The organism is Devosia submarina, from assembly GCF_003056345.1.
GTDB lineage: Bacteria > Pseudomonadota > Alphaproteobacteria > Rhizobiales > Devosiaceae > Devosia > Devosia submarina.
This window is the reverse complement of sequence record NZ_PYWB01000009.1, coordinates 105,176-119,875: the sequence shown is the minus strand read 5'-3', so window position 1 is coordinate 119,875 and position 14,700 is coordinate 105,176. Positions and strand designations below refer to the sequence as shown.

Sequence of the window (14,700 nt, the reverse complement as noted above, 5' to 3'; positions counted from 1 at the left end):
GTAATATCCATGTCCGATCATCCCGTCCCGCAGCCCGGCATTCTTGACATTGCAGCTTATGTGCCGGGCAAAGCCGGCGCACCCGGCAGCAATGCGGTCAAGCTTTCGTCCAATGAATCTCCGCTGGGGGCGAGCCCTAAGGCGATCGAGGCTTACCGGGCCGCAGCAGAAAAGCTCGACATCTATCCCGAGGGCTCGTCCAAGATTCTGCGGACGGCACTGGGCGAGGTGCATGGCATCGACCCCGATCACATCGTTTGCGGCAATGGATCGGACGATCTGCTGCACCTGCTCGCCCAGGCTTATCTGGGCGAAAGCGACCAGGCGATCATGAGCCGCTACGGCTTTTCAGTCTATCCCATCATCACCAAGGCCGCCGGCGCCGAGATCGTCATGGTGGATGAGGACCAGTATACCGCCGATGTCGACGCGCTGCTGTCGGCTGTGACGCCCCAGACCAAGATCGTCTGGCTGGCTAACCCCAACAATCCCACCGGCACCTATCTGCCCGACAGCGAGATCCGACGTCTGCATGCCGGATTGCGACCCGACATCCTGCTGGTGATCGACAACGCTTATGCCGAGTACGTAACGGCGCCCGATTTCACGACCGGGCTCGACCTCGTCAACGAAGCGCAAAACGTTGCCATGGTCCGCACCTTTTCCAAGATGGGCCTGGCCGCCGTACGTATTGGCTGGATGGTCGGACCAGTTCATCTGGTTGATGCCATCAACCGCATTCGCGGGCCATTCAACGTCAATCTGCCCGCGCAGATGGCGGGCGCGGCAGCCACTCGTGACACTGAGTTCACAGCCAAACTCAAGGCACACAATGCGCAATGGCGCGACTGGATAACGGCTGAACTCGACGGCAATCACATGCATGTGGTGCCGAGCCAAGCCAATTTCGTGATGGTGCTGTTTCCCGATGCCGAGCACGCATCCCTTGCTTTCGAGACGCTGCTGGAGCGCGGGCTGATCGTGCGTGAAATCGGCGGTTCTTATGGCATTCCACAAGGTTTGCGGATTTCCATCGGCTCGGAACAGGCCATGCGCGGCGTTGTTGGTATCCTCAAGGCTTTGGTTCAAATCTCATGAGCGTGCACTTCCGCAAACTCGCCCTGATCGGCATCGGGCTGATCGGCTCGTCCATTGCCTTGGCCGCTCGGCGCCAGGGGTTGGTGGATGTGATCTCCATTGCAACGCGCAAACCCGAGACACTGGACGAAGCGCGCGAGCTCAAGCTGGGCGACATCTATACGCTCGACGCGGCCGAAGCCGTGCGCGGGGCCGATCTCGTTATCATCTGCACGCCTGTGGGTGCCTATGAAGGCGTGATGCGCACGATCTCTCCAGCTCTCGAGACGGGTGCGATCCTGTCCGATGTGGGCTCAGTTAAAGGTCATGTGGTCAAGACTGTTGCGCCCCTGGTTCCTGAAGGCGTTCATTTCATCCCGGGCCATCCGCTGGCTGGAACCGAGCATTCCGGCCCCTCCGCCGGCTTTCCCGAATTGTTTGCCGGCCGCTGGTGCGTGCTGACGCCTGGGGCCGAAGTCGATCCGGCGCAAACCGAGAAGCTTGCCGCTTTCTGGCGTGCCATGGGCAGCCAGGTTGAAGCCATGGATGCCCCTCACCACGACATGGTGCTGGCGATCACCAGCCATATCCCGCATCTGATTGCTTACAACATCGTGGGCACGGTGGCCGATCTTGAAGCTGCGACACAGTCCGAAGTGATCAAGTTCTCGGCCTCTGGTTTCCGTGATTTCACCCGCATTGCCGCGTCTGATCCGGTGATGTGGCGCGATATTTTCCTTACCAACCGCGATGCAGTGCTTGAAATGCTCGGGCGCTTTTCAGAGGACCTGTCGGCCTTGCAGCGCTCCGTGCGCATGGGTGACGGTCCCGCGCTGGAAGCCATGTTCACCCGCACCCGTGCCATCCGCCGCTCGATTATCTCAGCCGGCCAGGAAACCGCGGCGCCTGATTTCGGCCGCCCGCATGACGCCCCACCAGCCCCGGACCGCAAACTGGTTCGCGAGCACGGCGGTGGTGACGACGCCTAGAACAGGGGCGGCACACTGGCGATCGGCACAAGGCCCGAGTAAACGCTGCCGCCGCTGAACCGGATCTGGTTGGCAAAGGAGCCATCCTCTGCCGGCGTACCGAATACCAGTGTCCGCCAAGGCTCGGCCAGCATGGCCCCAAGCCGTTCTGCAACCCCGACAGACTTGATGTCGATGGCGCCATCAGGCAGGCCTTGTGCGTCGAGCGTGAGCGCGCCGCTGGCGTCCAATACGGAATCGGCGTCCGTAGCGTGAATCGAGACAATGTTGAGCCGCGCGCCGGCCTGCTGCATCAGCAGCAGGAGCTGCGGATCACCCCAATTCCTGATATCGTCGGGTAGCCCGGTGAGTTCGAGCTGGACCTCGGCTGCGGCATTGGTCAGCGTCATGCCGGGATAGGACACCTCGTTGGCCAGGGCATAGCCGGCCAGAGCTGCAAGCCCGCGCTGCGGATCATGCTGCTCGGGGATGTCAAACAGATGCAGCTCCACGAGCGGGCTCTGCGCGATGGTGGTTTCGCCCATCAGCGTGTCGGACCATTGAAGGTCCTTGCCCGACACAGAGGCGCGCGCAATGCGCCAATCATTGAGGCGGATGCTGGCATCGAGCGCTGACCAGGCCACGGAATTGCGCGTCCCGGTGAAGCCATCGGTGAGCTGCAACGGACCTTGAGCTGATAGGCGGATTGCTGTTGGCGAAAAAACCACGAACCCGGCGCGGATCTCGGGAACATCCACAGCAATGTCCCCCATCGCGATCTGCGCCGTTTCGCAACGGACATTGAACCGGAACGGAAAGCCACTCACATTGAGCGTACCGCAGACCACTCGAGGCTCCGAAACGCCGTCAGCCATGGCTTGGGCCTCGATATTCTGCCGGATCATGCCGGCGAGGACAAACCAGGCCACGCTCCAGATGACCACGATGAGAACAACGGCGCTGCCCAGAACAATGATTCGTTTTTTCATGATGGCAGTCTTACCTTTGCCATCCGGCTGGTTGAAGCGCTGATCCACTTCGTTCGGCAAATCCAACCAAACAAAGAAAGTCTGATATTGGGGACGCATGACCAGCACCATAACTGACGCCGCTAACCATTGGGTTTTTGGCTACGGCTCGCTTATCTGGAACCCGGGCTTTCCTTATGTCTCCGCGCAACAGGGCCTGTTGCGCGGCGCCCATCGCAGCTTGTCTATTGTTTCGCACTATCATCGCGGCACTGTGGAGATGCCGGGGTTGGTGTTTGGCCTTGTGCGTGGCGGCTCCTGCCGGGGCATGGTGTTCGAGGTGGCCGACAGGGAATGGCCGGCCGTGCGCGCATATCTGGAGGAGCGCGAACAAGTAACGGCTGTTTACCGTGATGTCATGCGGCCGGTGCGCTTGGCGGATGGCAGAAGGGTAAGTGCCCTGGCTTTTGTGGTGGATGAGCAACACCATCAATTTGCCGGTACCCTCACCCCTGAGCAGCAATTGGCCATGGTGCGGGCGGGCGTTGGCTTATCGGGGCGCAATATCGATTATGTGCTTAATACCGCACGGCACCTGGCAGAACTAGGCATTCGCGACCGCGCCCTGATGACCTTGGCCGCCGTGCTCGAGCAGGAAGCTGTCTAAGCGGCCACTCTGGCGCTCAACTGGGGCACGGCACCTTCCAGATCCCAGATCGTGGAAAGCCGCTGATCCGCTGCACCGGGGCTGATCAGGCGGAAAGCGCGCTCACCACAATCGAGCGCAAGGCGGAAACGCGAGCGGCTCATGGGGTCGCTTACCAGTTCATCCGTTGAGCCAACCCACAGCACATGACTGCCCTTGGCGATCAGGTAGAGCTGGCCATCATTCATGGCAAATTGTTCAAGACTTTCGCTGACGGCGCCATAAGCCCGGCCGGAGCGGCCGACCCAGTTGCTGTGCCGGTTGAAGCCGTGTGCAACGATTCTGCTTTCGGTAATCATCATTTCACGCCAGCCCCAGAGCGCATCAACTTAGAACAAAACTAGAACAAATTAAAACGCGCGTCAACTCGTCTGCCTTTGCCTACTACATCTATGGCTTCTGCAGCAGAAGCGTCAATATGTAGTTTGGTCAGCGTTCTGTTGGCCCGCCTTAAGATCTTCCAGCTTTGCCCGGAAGTCGCCATCCATCGGACGAGCGAGTCCTTGCTCGGCAGCCTCCAGAATCAGTGCATCCGAATCGGTTTCGATGGCTTTTTTGAGTCTCTGCATAAAAACATCCGGCGGGAGCCCCGCCTCGATAGGTGGGAGGAAGCGCGCCTTTGCCGTGCCGGGCCAGATCACAGGGCTATTACGACCCCAGAACAGGCCTGAATTGAGTGCCACCGGTACAACAGGCACATTGAGCTGGGCATAAAGCCGGGCGATGCCCTGCCGATAATCCGCCTTAGCCAGCGGAGCCTTGCGCGTTCCTTCGGGGAAAATCACGATCCGGCAACCGCGTTCGATCGCCGCGTGGGCCTGTACCATCATCAAGGGGATGGCTTCAGCACCGCGCTTGCGGTCCACTTCAATGCAGTCCATTGCACGTGCGGCCCAGCCGAAGAAGGGAATGTTCATCAGCTCCTTCTTGATCACGTAGGCGGGCCGGCCCGTATAGGGGAAAATGGCGAACACATCCCAATCGCTCTGGTGCTTGGACGCGATGATGCAGCCGCCCGGCGGGATATGCTCTGCACCCGTAACTTCCGTGCGCACGCCGGTTAACGCCCGCAGGATAACAAGGCTGGAACGGCACCAATACACCGCCAGGGCCCAGCCAAGCTTGGTCCTGCCGCGGATCAGCGCAAGCGTGCCGATAACAATGGCGACTACCGCCGTTTGGCCGATAAACAGCAGATAGAACAATGCCGTGCGAACGGCCTGGATCAGCTTCATGCTTTTGGCTCCTGGGACGGGGCGGCGGCCCCTCGCTTTCCATAATGGTCGGCCGCGCTCATGGCGAGCCTCAACCTTCAGGAGGTCTCGCTCAAGAACCGCCGTACCGTCATGCGCGATGTAATCGCGGTCAAGGCGGCAATAACCGGGATTACCGCGACAATGCCGATAATGCCGTCATAGCCCAGGGCGAAACGGCCAAACAGCACGCCGACCTGTGCACCTGCTTCACTGGAAAGCATGTTGCCGGCAGCGGTACCGATCAGCGCGAAAAACAGGAGGGCCGCCGTTGCACCCAGGAGTCCCCCTTGCAGGCCGATGGACAGGAAGCGCCCCTGAAATTCGCCGGCGATGAATTTGTTGGACGCCCCGATATAATGGAGGACGTCCACGATCTCGCGGTTGGTGGCCATGGCGCCTCGCGTGGCGAAAATGATCGCGAGCACTGTGGCCGCCCCGATCAGCACCAGGACCAGAAGGCCCGAAAACACGATTGTGCCCGCCATGGTGTTGAGCTGTTGCCGCCAGGCAGCATGGGTATCAAGGCTCGCGCCATTGATCGCGGCGAGATTGCGCTGGAGCGATTCGATATCGGCGTCCTGCGGATCGGTGAGTTGGACGACCACCAGGCGCGGGATCTCGATGGAACTAAGATCAAGCCCTGCCCCAAGCCATGGCTCGAGCAGCGCTTGGCTTTCCTCGATGGTGAGCGCGCGAGCCGAGGCAACGCCCGGCGTGGTTTCGGCCAGCGTCACGGCGGTACGCAGATTGCTGTCCATCACCTCGCCCTCAACAGGGCGGATCTGGATGGTTACTTCGCGCCCCACATCGGCAGACCAGGCAATGGCCGATTTTTGCACCAGCACCACGCCGCCCAGCGTCACGGCGGAAAGGAAGCTCATGATGGTGATCATGAAAAGAAGTGTGCGGCCGGCGACACTTTTTTCGGGAACAATGGGGGCAGCGCCCTTGCGGCGGGGCAGAAGGGCCAGGACGCGCTCAATCATGGATCACCAACTCGCCCTTGCTGAGCAGCATGCGGGGATAGGGAAATTTATCGAGCAGGGGCAATTCATGGGTTGCCAGAATAATCGTCATGCCCAGGGTCCGGTTGAGTTCGGCAAAAAGGTGCACCAGCCGGCTCGAGAGTTCGGGGTCTACATTGCCCGTCGGCTCGTCCGCCAACAGCACTTTGGGCCTGGCGATCACGGCGCGCGCGATGGCGGCGCGCTGCTTTTCGCCACCCGACAAAAGGGATGGCAAGGCATCCATGCGCTGGCCTAGCCCAACCCATTCCAGCAATTCGGTGACATTGGGACGATATTCGTGCTCGGGCTGGCCCAGCACGCGCAAGGGCAGGGCAACATTCTCGAATGTCGTTAGATGATCGAGCAGCCGGAATTCCTGGAACACGATGCCGATATGGCGACGCATCTGCAGCAGGCGGTCCTGCGTCAGATTGCTCACATCCTCGCCAAACATGGTCACCTTGCCGCGTGATGGCTTGAGCGACAGAAGGAGCAGGCGCAGCAGCGAGGTTTTCCCTGCGCCAGACGGACCGGTCAGGAAGTGAAAGGAGCCGGGTTCGACGGAAAACGTCAGGTCCCGCAGGATTTCCGGGCCATTGCCATAGCGCAGGCCCACATCGGAAAACTCGATCAAAAATGCAGGCTCCCCAAAAGGTCTGACCAAATACACGAATCAGGCGTTGGGCCACCATAGCAGCGCTGCCGCCCTGTTGGACCAAAAGGCACCCTTGGCGGCACGAAATCGGCGTAAATGTGGTGGATTTCTGCCCCGCTTGCGCGGTTTGAGGAGTGTTAACCCCCCAGGCTCTAGAGTGGCGAACGCCTCTTTTTGCAACGGCACCATTCCGTCCGGCCCCATGATCATTGCGTGTCCACATTGCCAGACGAAGTACCAGGTGACCTATGAGGCCATCGGATCGGCCGGTCGCAAGGTGCAGTGCGCCCAATGCCAGCAAGCCTGGCAACAGCCACCCCCGGCCCAACCGCCCGGTGCCGATCAGATCAATATCAACAGTTTCGTCGAAGACGGGCTCGATGAAGCCTTCTTGGCCGAAGAACAGGCCGTTTCGGCCGATCGTGCCAAGCGCCTTGCCGAGGAAAGTGGCAAGGCGGAAGCGGCCGCAAAGATCGACCCGGCGCTCGCCCGAAATCGCCAGCGCGCTTTCACCAAGCGCCAAAGCGCCATCGCCGCGAGCCAGCCCCTGGCGCAAACGCGCCGTGCAGTGCGTATCGGGCTGGCGCTCTTGCTCGGCATAGTTTGTGCTGCCGCCTTTTTTGCCCGTGTCCCGATCGTTGCGCGCTTTCCCGCCATGGCGGGTGCCTATGAGGCTATTGGCCTGCCGGTAAACGTGCTTGGCCTTGATTTCACCGATGTCGAAACCCAACGCAGCCTGCGCAACGGCAAGGATGTGTTGATCGTTTCGGCACAGATCCTGGGCCTCAATGCCGCGCCGACGCCGGTGCCAGCGATTGTTGTGACGCTGCTCGATAGCCATGGACAAAGCATTTATGCCTGGAGCATAGCCCCGTCCGTTTCCGATCTCATGGCGGGCGAACGGGCCACCTTCGATACGCAATTGGCCATGCCCCCGGGAGATGCGCAGCGTGTGCGGCTCAGCTTTGCCGACAATGCCCCGGCACCCGCTGCATCCGCCGCCCCGGCGCATGGTGAACCGAACCAACAATCTTTTTACCATCCGGCTCCGGCGACCGCCCACGCGGCCCCGCACGCCACCAGCACACCGGAGCATCATTGATGGCCCGTATTCTTGTTGCCGAGGACGATCCCTCCGTTCGCGCTTTTGTGGTCAGCGCCCTGACCATGAAGGGGCATGAGGTCGTTGCCGAGGAAGATGGCGGGCTGGCCGCCGAAACCATGGACGCCGAAGAAGGGCGGTTCGACCTGATGCTGTCCGACATCAAGATGCCCATCATGGACGGCATTGCCCTGGCGCTCCATGTCGCGGCCAAATTCCCCAAGGTCGTCATTGTGCTGATGACGGGCTTTGCCGACCAGCGCGAGCGCGCCCACGGGCTCGACGCGCTGATCTATGACGTCATCGTCAAGCCCTTTACTCTCGCTGAGTTGCTGGGCAAGATCGATGACGCCCTGGCCGGCAAGCCAGTGGAAGTGGTTTCCCTGGGGCGGCAGGCCCGCGAAAGCTAGCGAAATCACGCGCAAATCCCCCTAGCCAAGCGTCCGCTCTTGCTCTATAGAGCCCAGCAACCCCAACAGAGCTACGTCTCTGGGCCGCTTCCGGCGGCGTAACGATATTGAATTTCGGAAGGACCCGACCATGGCAGTGCCAAAACGCAAGACCTCGCCGATGAAGCGTGGCTTCCGCCGTTCGGCCGACGCTCTTGCCAACCCAACCTATGTCGAAGACAAGGATTCGGGTGAGCTGCGTCGTCCCCATCATGTCGATCTCAAGACCGGCATGTACCGCGGCCGTCAGATTCTCGACGTCAAGAAATAAGCCGAAAGACAGGTAGCGCAATGCGCGCCTTGACGCTACAGCAGCGGCCGATCCGGTAAAACTGGGTCGGCCGTTTCGTTTTGCCGTGCCGCTCCCCCTTGGCGGCCAGAGATTGGAGTTTTCCTCATGAGCATGCGCGTTGAATCGGATTCCATGGGCACCATCAATGTGCCGTCCGACAAATATTACGGCGCGCAGACGGCCCGAAGCCTGGCCAATTTTGATATTGGCGGCGAAAAGATGCCTCGTGAGATCATCCATGCCTTCGGCATCCTGAAAAAGGCAGCGGCTCTCGCCAATCACAAGCTGGGCCTGCTTGACGAGAAAACCCGCGACCTCATCGTTGCTGCCGCCGACGAGGTGATCAGCAACAAGCTCCATGACCATTTCCCGCTCGTCGTCTGGCAGACCGGCTCGGGCACGCAGAGCAACATGAATGTCAACGAGGTGATCTCCAACCGCGCTATCGAGCTGGCCGGCGGCACCATGGGCTCCAAAAAGCCCGTGCACCCCAATGATCATGTCAACATGAGCCAATCCAGCAACGACACCTATCCGACCGCCATGCATATTGCGGCCGTGGAAGCGCTGGAGAATTATCTTTTTCCGCGCGTCGAAGTGCTGCGCAATACGCTCCAGGCCAAGTCCGAGCAGTTCATGGATGTGGTCAAGATCGGCCGCACGCACCTTCAGGACGCAACGCCCCTGACGCTGGGCCAGGAAATCAGCGGCTGGGTGGCCCAGATCGATTATGCCATCGCGGCCATCAAAGCGACCATGCCCCAGCTCAAGGAACTGGCGCTTGGCGGCACGGCCGTGGGCACGGGGCTCAACGCCCATCCCGATTATGCCGTCACCGTTGCCGGCGAGATCGCCGCACTGACCGGCCATGATTTTGTAACCGGCCCCAACAAGTTTGCGCTTCTGGCCGGCCACGACGCCTTTGTGGGTACTTCGGGCGCGCTCAAGCAGCTCGCTGCGGCCTTCATGAAGATTGCCAACGACGTGCGCTGGCTGGCCTCCGGCCCCCGCTCGGGCCTGGGCGAGATCACTATTCCTGAAAACGAGCCCGGCTCGTCCATCATGCCGGGCAAGGTCAACCCGACGCAGTCCGAGGCCATGACCATGGTCGTGGCCCAGGTGATGGGCAATGACGCCGCCATCGGCTTTGCCGCTTCGCAGGGCAATTTCGAGCTCAATGTCTTCAAGCCGGTGATCGCCTATAATTTCCTCCAAACCGTTCGCCTGCTGGCCGATGCGGCCAAGTCGTTCAACGACAATTGCGCCGTTGGCATCGAGCCCGATCGCAAGCGCATTACGCAGCTCGTAGACCAGTCGCTGATGCTGGTGACGGCGCTCAACCGCCGCATCGGCTACGACAACGCCGCCAAGATCGCGAAGACCGCGCACAAGAACGGCACCACCTTGCGCGAAGAAGCGATCAACCTCGGCCTTCTCACGGGCGAAGAGTTCGATGCCGAGGTCAAGCCCGAGCAGATGGTCGGCCCGCTCAAGCTCAAGTCGTAAGGACGACATTGGGGCGTGCCGAAGCGCCGCCCCAAGTGCGGTGATGAGCAGCGTTGATGTGGCGAGGCCCTGCCCCGGAGGTAGATAGTGTAGTGAGGCAAAGCCTCGCCACATCAGATAGGATTTTAGGCTGATCCCGGCGCGACTCTGGACGAGAGGCGTCAATAGCCCCCACAATCACTTCCGCCGTCCTACGGGGATCGCGACATCCCCGCCCCTTCTGCCCCTTCACAAGCCGGTTCGCGCGACCCGCTGGTTCGTGAAGGCAGTGAGGGGAGGATAGCGCAGGGCGGATCGTGGGGGAGAAGAGGGATAACTTTGTCCCTGTGGTGAGACAGAGGACCCCCACCTAGCCTCCCCCTGGGAGGGGGAGGGACTTCAGTTCAGTGGATCGGCCGAAAGCGCGATGTCATCCCGGACTTGATCCGGGATCCATCCTGAGATGGTGGGGTGAACGGAGGTGGATCGTTTGAACCACCTTGCGGCTGGGGTGGGATCTCGGGATGGACCCCAGGTCGAGCCCGGGGTGACATTGTGGGTGGGGCGAGATGTTGCTACACCTTCGATCGTCATCCTCGGGCTTGACCCGAGGAGACTGCACTTGCGGAGCAATCGCTAAGTGTAGAGCCCCTCGGGTCAAGCCCGAGGGTGACGATGGGTGGGTGCGTGGCAGGTTGGGTTCACTCAGTGGCCCTCAAGGTGAGCCTATTGAACAACGAGGTCGTGGGACACAAGGCTCCAATCGCCCAACCTCGTGGTCCGACAGGCTCACCATGAGACCTTTGGGTATTGGAGGAGCGATCCTCCCAGTTCATTACCCGAACCCTGTTCCAGCCCTTCACCCCGGCGTCCGCCTCTGGCATGCTCCCCCAATTCAACACCGGAGCGCGCCGTGACTGACAACGAGACCGTCTATATCCCGCCCCAAGGCCATCGCGCTCCACGCCGCAATCGGTTTGTTCCGCCGCTGCTGATCTTGCCGTTTCTGGCCTATAATCTGGTGGTCTTTACGCTCTTTCGCGGCAATCCGGTGAATTGGGGCGCGGGGATGTTTGCCGTGCCCATGCCTTCTGGCATGCCCTGGGCGGTGAGCGCGGGGGATTTCCTGCTGGTCGTGGGCATTATCTGCCTTTTCATTGAAGTGCTCAAATCCACCAATTCAGCGCGCTCGTCCATCGTCGAACACATGCTCTCCATGGTGGTCTTTGTCTTGTTCCTGGTGGAATTCCTGCTCGTCGGCGCTGCCAGCAGTTCGGTATTTTTCCTTTTGATGGTGATGAGCCTGATCGATGTGGTGGCAGGGTTCACCGTTTCCATCACCAGCGCCCATCGCGACGTTTCCATGAGCTGAAAACAACAACGCCGGCCCTTGTGGGACCGGCGTTGGAAAACTTCTGCCTGCAGCAATCAAAGGCGGCGCGAGTGGCCGTCGATTGTTGCGCCTTGATTTCGGCGGCTTGGCGCCGTGGCGCGAACCTTAACGCCGGTAACCTCGAGCGGCAGCATGGATACGAGCCAGCTCATCAGCAGCGGCACCACCACGAAATCATCCATGATGCCCAGGAGCGGGATGAAATCGGGGATCAAGTCCACGGGACTGATCAGGTACAGCGGCACCAGCAGCATCGCCATCTTGAGTGGCATGGGCGTCGCCGGATGGCGGAAAGCCCGCCACAGCGTCAGCAATTCCTTGCGGAAGATAAAGAACCGGCCGATGGTGAAGCGACCGAGCAGGGCCAAAGGCGAGAATGGGTTTTTCATGCCCCTTAAATGGCCATTCGCAGCTTTGGTTCAAGATTTCACCGATCACATCATTGCAACAATTTGAGCGTCCTATGAGCCCGCCTGGGGCTGCCTGTATGATCCTCTCTGAGAAACATTGCACCCTTGCGCTCAAGAGCCTATTTCTGGCTCTTCTATTTTGAGGTGTTTCATGGCTGGCCCCTTGGCGCGCAGGCAATCGGTGGGTGTAAATGTCGGCGGCGTCACTGTGGGTGGCGGCGCACTGGTCGTGGTGCAATCCATGACCAATACCGACACGGCCGATATCGACGCGACAGTGAAACAGGTCATGCAGCTGGCCCGCGCCGGCTCGGAAATCGTGCGCATCACGGTGGATCGCGATGAATCGGCGGCTGCCGTGCCGATCATTCGCGATCGGCTGGCCTTCATGGGCTATGACGTGCCCTTAGTGGGTGATTTCCACTATATCGGGCACAAGCTGCTAACCGATCACCCGGCCTGCGCCGAAGCGCTGGCGAAATACCGCATCAATCCGGGCAATGTGGGCTTCAAGGCCAAGCGCGACACGCAGTTCTCGACGCTGATCGACATTGCCAATCGCTATGGCAAGCCGGTCCGTATTGGCGTGAACTGGGGCTCGCTCGATGAGGAGCTGCTGACGCGCCTCATGGACGAGAATGCCGTTTCGCCCAATCCGATTTCTGCTGCCGCCGTGCAGCGCGAAGCTATCATCCAGTCGGCCCTTCTGAGCGCACAACGTGCCGAAGCGCTGGGCATGGGGCGTGATCGGATCATTCTTTCGACCAAGGTATCCGACGTTCAACACCTGATCGCGGTCTACCAGGATTTGGCGGCCCGTTGCGACTATGCGCTCCATCTGGGCCTGACCGAAGCCGGGATGGGCACCAAGGGTGTGGTGGCGTCCTCGGCGGCTCTTGGCATTCTCCTGCAGCAGGGTATTGGCGACACGATCCGCATTTCCCTCACGCCCGAGCCGGGTGGTGACCGCACCACTGAGGTCAAGGTGGCCCAGGAATTGCTCCAGACCATGGGGTTCCGCCAGTTCCTGCCCGTGGTGGCCGCTTGCCCCGGTTGCGGTCGCACGACATCAACGACCTTCCAGACACTGGCCAAGGAAATCCAGGATCACCTGTCCACCTCCATGCCTGAATGGAAGGAACGCTATCCCGGCGTCGAGACCCTGTCGGTTGCGGTCATGGGCTGCATCGTCAATGGTCCGGGCGAAAGCAAGCACGCCAATATCGGCATTTCCCTGCCAGGCACGGGCGAAACCCCGGCAGCGCCAGTGTTCGTGGACGGCGAAAAGGTCGCGACTCTGCGCGGCGCCGACGTGGCAGACCAGTTCAAGGTGATGGTCGCCGACTACATCGAGCGCAAGTTTGGCGCCGGGCAGCAGAACGCCGCCGAGTAAGTGCCGGTTTTAACAATAACGGGCAAAACTCTGCCTGCTCTGCTTCATTGGGGAGCGGTTCTGCGATATGGATTTCCTGCCTGACCCATAAGGGATCAGCAGGGGATCTTACCAGTGTATACCAGTCCGATCGTGCGCCAGCGCCGGCGCCAGCGAATGTTGTTTGCCGCCCTTGTGGTGGTGGGGCTTGTTGTATGCCTCCTGCCCGCCCCGGCAAAGACTGATGGTACGGCAACGGCTTCGGTCGCGCCGGTTACGGTACCTGAGAAGGGTGTGAGCTAGGGAGCAATTTGCTCGCAGCAACAGCAGTAGACCTCATCCTGAGCTTGTGGAACGGGGAGGTCTTGGCACGGCCGGCGAGCGCTACCTCGTGGTTCGACAGGCCCACCATGAGGTCTCTTGGGCTTTGGTGGTCGGAACGTTAGACTGCCATCGGTGGCTGACACGCATCGACCCAGCGATTGCCGCAGAGCTCTGCAAGGCGCTCGACCGAGAGCCGCACCGAAGCGTGGATGTCCCCGCCCGCGGGGATCACCACTTCATAAACCTTGAGCGAAGTGTCCAAGAAAATCGGCAAGGGCGCCGGGAGGCCAAACGGGCAGACACCGCCAACCTGATGGCTCGTTAGCCGCAGCACATCCTCGGCGCCCAGCATGCGGGGGCGCCCACCGAAGGCAGCCTTGGATTTCGCGTTGTCGAGCCGAGCATCGCCCCGTGTGACCAGCAGCATTTCCTCGCCATTGACGCGGATGCACAGGGTTTTCGCGATCTGGCCGGGTTCGACGCCATGAACCTCGGCAGCCAGTTGGACTGTTGCGGTGGAATCTTCGGTGACTTCGACCTGGAGGTCAGGCGCACGGCTGGCCAGATCGGCTTGAACGGATTGGAGGCTCATTGATAGTCTTTCAGAACAAGCGTGCGAGGCGGTTTTCGTAATCGGACCGCATCTTGTGGTGCACGGGCGCGGTCAGGGCACGGCGCATGAAGTCGGGATCAATCTCCCGGACGCCATCCAGCGCCATCAGCGCCGAAACGGTGATCCGCTCGCCCGCATAGGGGATGTATTGAACCGCGTCGCCGGCGCTGACACGTCCCGGAGCAAGCACGCGGCAATAGGCGCCAGGACGATTGGCGCGGTGGAAGCGCTTGACGAAGCTGGGATCGCCCATGCGCAGGGCAAAGACATGGCAGGGCGTCCGGTGGCTCGTCACTTCAAGAACCGTTGGCCCGATCAGGAAACGGTCGCCCACGGCAACAGCGCGGCCCTCGACGCCCTCGATGGTGAGGTTTTCTCCGAAGGTGCCCGGCGCGAGATCAGGCCCAAGCTCACCACGCCACCACTCGTAATCATCGGCAAAATAAAGGTACACCGCCTGGTCCACCCCACCATGGTGCTTGCGGTTCATCACCGCATCGCCCTCGACGCCTCGGGCAGTCAGCGTGGCGCTACCGACCGGCTCCTTGTAGATGCCCGTTTTGGCCGATTTGGTGGGAATGGTTCGGGGGGAGCCCAAATTTACGCTTTGCAGGCTGGGCATG

General features: G+C 60.8%; 18 protein-coding genes. 10 read left to right on the top strand and 8 right to left on the bottom strand.

The annotated features are described in order from the left end of the window. Positions 1–9: 9 nt before the first annotated feature. Positions 10–1,098, top strand: a complete 1,089-nt coding sequence (gene hisC, locus DDE77_RS14570; protein WP_108398208.1) for a histidinol-phosphate transaminase — start codon at positions 10–12, stop codon at positions 1,096–1,098. Beyond that, positions 1,095–2,066, top strand: coding sequence for a prephenate/arogenate dehydrogenase family protein (locus DDE77_RS14565; protein ID WP_108398207.1), 972 nt, complete (start codon positions 1,095–1,097; stop codon positions 2,064–2,066). Before hisC ends, DDE77_RS14565 begins: the two co-directional genes overlap by 4 nt. Here DDE77_RS14565 and DDE77_RS14560 read toward each other — a convergent pair. Beyond that, positions 2,063–3,034 (bottom strand): DUF2125 domain-containing protein, encoded by a 972-nt coding sequence (locus tag DDE77_RS14560; protein WP_157959842.1) that lies wholly within the window; start codon positions 3,032–3,034, stop codon positions 2,063–2,065. The two genes, DDE77_RS14565 and DDE77_RS14560, sit on opposite strands and share 4 nt — an antisense overlap. A gap of 97 nt (positions 3,035–3,131) precedes the next feature. Here DDE77_RS14560 and DDE77_RS14555 point away from each other — a divergent pair, with 97 nt between their 5' ends. After that, entirely contained in the window at positions 3,132–3,680 is a 549-nt protein-coding gene (locus tag DDE77_RS14555; RefSeq protein WP_108398205.1) for a gamma-glutamylcyclotransferase, read from the top strand. Here the strand turns inward: DDE77_RS14555 and DDE77_RS14550 are convergent. The 4 genes from DDE77_RS14550 to ftsE form a co-directional block, all read right to left on the bottom strand. After that, positions 3,677–4,021, bottom strand: coding sequence for a hypothetical protein (locus DDE77_RS14550; RefSeq protein ID WP_108398204.1), 345 nt, complete (start codon positions 4,019–4,021; stop codon positions 3,677–3,679). The genes DDE77_RS14555 and DDE77_RS14550 overlap by 4 nt on opposite strands. A gap of 111 nt (positions 4,022–4,132) precedes the next feature. Beyond that, the gene (locus DDE77_RS14545) at positions 4,133–4,954 is read right to left on the bottom strand and encodes a lysophospholipid acyltransferase family protein (protein WP_108398203.1); all 822 of its coding nucleotides are present in this window, start codon (positions 4,952–4,954) and stop codon (positions 4,133–4,135) included. Between the two features lie 77 nt (positions 4,955–5,031). Then, complete coding sequence (locus tag DDE77_RS14540; RefSeq protein WP_108398202.1) at positions 5,032–5,961, bottom strand: cell division protein FtsX; 930 nt, start codon at positions 5,959–5,961, stop codon at positions 5,032–5,034. Continuing rightward, positions 5,954–6,616: a cell division ATP-binding protein FtsE gene (ftsE, locus tag DDE77_RS14535; RefSeq protein WP_108398201.1), complete on the bottom strand. Its 663-nt coding sequence runs from the start codon at positions 6,614–6,616 to the stop codon at positions 5,954–5,956. The genes DDE77_RS14540 and ftsE overlap by 8 nt, the downstream gene beginning before the upstream one ends. A 223-nt stretch (positions 6,617–6,839) precedes the next feature. On the opposite strand from ftsE, the gene DDE77_RS14530 reads away from it, so the two are divergent. From DDE77_RS14530 to DDE77_RS14510, 5 genes are all read left to right on the top strand, one after another. Continuing rightward, positions 6,840–7,739, top strand: coding sequence for a DUF3426 domain-containing protein (locus DDE77_RS14530; RefSeq protein WP_108398200.1), 900 nt, complete (start codon positions 6,840–6,842; stop codon positions 7,737–7,739). Continuing rightward, positions 7,739–8,149: a response regulator gene (locus tag DDE77_RS14525; RefSeq protein WP_108398199.1), complete on the top strand. Its 411-nt coding sequence runs from the start codon at positions 7,739–7,741 to the stop codon at positions 8,147–8,149. Before DDE77_RS14530 ends, DDE77_RS14525 begins: the two co-directional genes overlap by 1 nt. A 130-nt stretch (positions 8,150–8,279) precedes the next feature. After that, entirely contained in the window at positions 8,280–8,459 is a 180-nt protein-coding gene (rpmF, locus tag DDE77_RS14520; protein ID WP_035097219.1) for a 50S ribosomal protein L32, read from the top strand. Between the two features lie 126 nt (positions 8,460–8,585). Beyond that, a complete protein-coding gene (fumC, locus tag DDE77_RS14515) occupies positions 8,586–9,986 on the top strand; it encodes a class II fumarate hydratase (RefSeq protein ID WP_108398198.1) in 1,401 nt (466 codons plus the stop codon). Positions 9,987–10,878: 892 nt separating this feature from the next. Next, positions 10,879–11,337 carry a hypothetical protein gene (locus tag DDE77_RS14510; RefSeq protein WP_245895276.1) on the top strand — a complete coding sequence of 153 codons (459 nt, stop codon included), beginning with the start codon at positions 10,879–10,881 and terminating at the stop codon, positions 11,335–11,337. Between the two features lie 56 nt (positions 11,338–11,393). Here DDE77_RS14510 and DDE77_RS14505 read toward each other — a convergent pair whose 3' ends face one another. Continuing rightward, positions 11,394–11,747 (bottom strand): YkvA family protein, encoded by a 354-nt coding sequence (locus DDE77_RS14505; protein ID WP_108398197.1) that lies wholly within the window; start codon positions 11,745–11,747, stop codon positions 11,394–11,396. Positions 11,748–11,919: 172 nt separating this feature from the next. On the opposite strand from DDE77_RS14505, the gene ispG reads away from it, so the two are divergent. Continuing rightward, on the top strand, positions 11,920–13,161 hold the full coding sequence (gene ispG / locus DDE77_RS14500; protein ID WP_108398196.1) for a flavodoxin-dependent (E)-4-hydroxy-3-methylbut-2-enyl-diphosphate synthase: 1,242 nt from the start codon (positions 11,920–11,922) through the stop codon (positions 13,159–13,161). A gap of 114 nt (positions 13,162–13,275) precedes the next feature. Continuing rightward, positions 13,276–13,443 carry a hypothetical protein gene (locus DDE77_RS19515; protein ID WP_157959840.1) on the top strand — a complete coding sequence of 56 codons (168 nt, stop codon included), beginning with the start codon at positions 13,276–13,278 and terminating at the stop codon, positions 13,441–13,443. A gap of 139 nt (positions 13,444–13,582) precedes the next feature. On the opposite strand, the gene DDE77_RS14495 is transcribed toward DDE77_RS19515, so the two are convergent. Further along, entirely contained in the window at positions 13,583–14,056 is a 474-nt protein-coding gene (locus tag DDE77_RS14495; protein ID WP_108398195.1) for a YbaK/EbsC family protein, read from the bottom strand. 10 nt (positions 14,057–14,066) lie between these two features. After that, entirely contained in the window at positions 14,067–14,699 is a 633-nt protein-coding gene (locus tag DDE77_RS14490; protein WP_108398194.1) for an MOSC domain-containing protein, read from the bottom strand. Position 14,700 lies beyond the last annotated feature (1 nt).

What these genes read in the sequence shown, in the direction of transcription:
- hisC (WP_108398208.1), top strand. Translation starts at nt 10, where the DNA reads ATGTCCGATCATCCCGTCCCGCAGCCCGGCATTCTTGACATTGCAGCT.
- DDE77_RS14565 (WP_108398207.1), top strand. Translation starts at nt 1,095, where the DNA reads ATGAGCGTGCACTTCCGCAAACTCGCCCTGATCGGCATCGGGCTGATC.
- DDE77_RS14560 (WP_157959842.1), bottom strand. Translation starts at nt 3,034, where the DNA reads ATGAAAAAACGAATCATTGTTCTGGGCAGCGCCGTTGTTCTCATCGTG.
- DDE77_RS14555 (WP_108398205.1), top strand. Translation starts at nt 3,132, where the DNA reads ATGACCAGCACCATAACTGACGCCGCTAACCATTGGGTTTTTGGCTAC.
- DDE77_RS14550 (WP_108398204.1), bottom strand. Translation starts at nt 4,021, where the DNA reads ATGATGATTACCGAAAGCAGAATCGTTGCACACGGCTTCAACCGGCAC.
- DDE77_RS14545 (WP_108398203.1), bottom strand. Translation starts at nt 4,954, where the DNA reads ATGAAGCTGATCCAGGCCGTTCGCACGGCATTGTTCTATCTGCTGTTT.
- DDE77_RS14540 (WP_108398202.1), bottom strand. Translation starts at nt 5,961, where the DNA reads ATGATTGAGCGCGTCCTGGCCCTTCTGCCCCGCCGCAAGGGCGCTGCC.
- DDE77_RS14530 (WP_108398200.1), top strand. Translation starts at nt 6,840, where the DNA reads ATGATCATTGCGTGTCCACATTGCCAGACGAAGTACCAGGTGACCTAT.
- DDE77_RS14525 (WP_108398199.1), top strand. Translation starts at nt 7,739, where the DNA reads ATGGCCCGTATTCTTGTTGCCGAGGACGATCCCTCCGTTCGCGCTTTT.
- rpmF (WP_035097219.1), top strand. Translation starts at nt 8,280, where the DNA reads ATGGCAGTGCCAAAACGCAAGACCTCGCCGATGAAGCGTGGCTTCCGC.
- fumC (WP_108398198.1), top strand. Translation starts at nt 8,586, where the DNA reads ATGAGCATGCGCGTTGAATCGGATTCCATGGGCACCATCAATGTGCCG.
- DDE77_RS14505 (WP_108398197.1), bottom strand. Translation starts at nt 11,747, where the DNA reads ATGAAAAACCCATTCTCGCCTTTGGCCCTGCTCGGTCGCTTCACCATC.
- ispG (WP_108398196.1), top strand. Translation starts at nt 11,920, where the DNA reads ATGGCTGGCCCCTTGGCGCGCAGGCAATCGGTGGGTGTAAATGTCGGC.
- DDE77_RS14495 (WP_108398195.1), bottom strand. Translation starts at nt 14,056, where the DNA reads ATGAGCCTCCAATCCGTTCAAGCCGATCTGGCCAGCCGTGCGCCTGAC.
- DDE77_RS14490 (WP_108398194.1), bottom strand. Translation starts at nt 14,699, where the DNA reads ATGCCCAGCCTGCAAAGCGTAAATTTGGGCTCCCCCCGAACCATTCCC.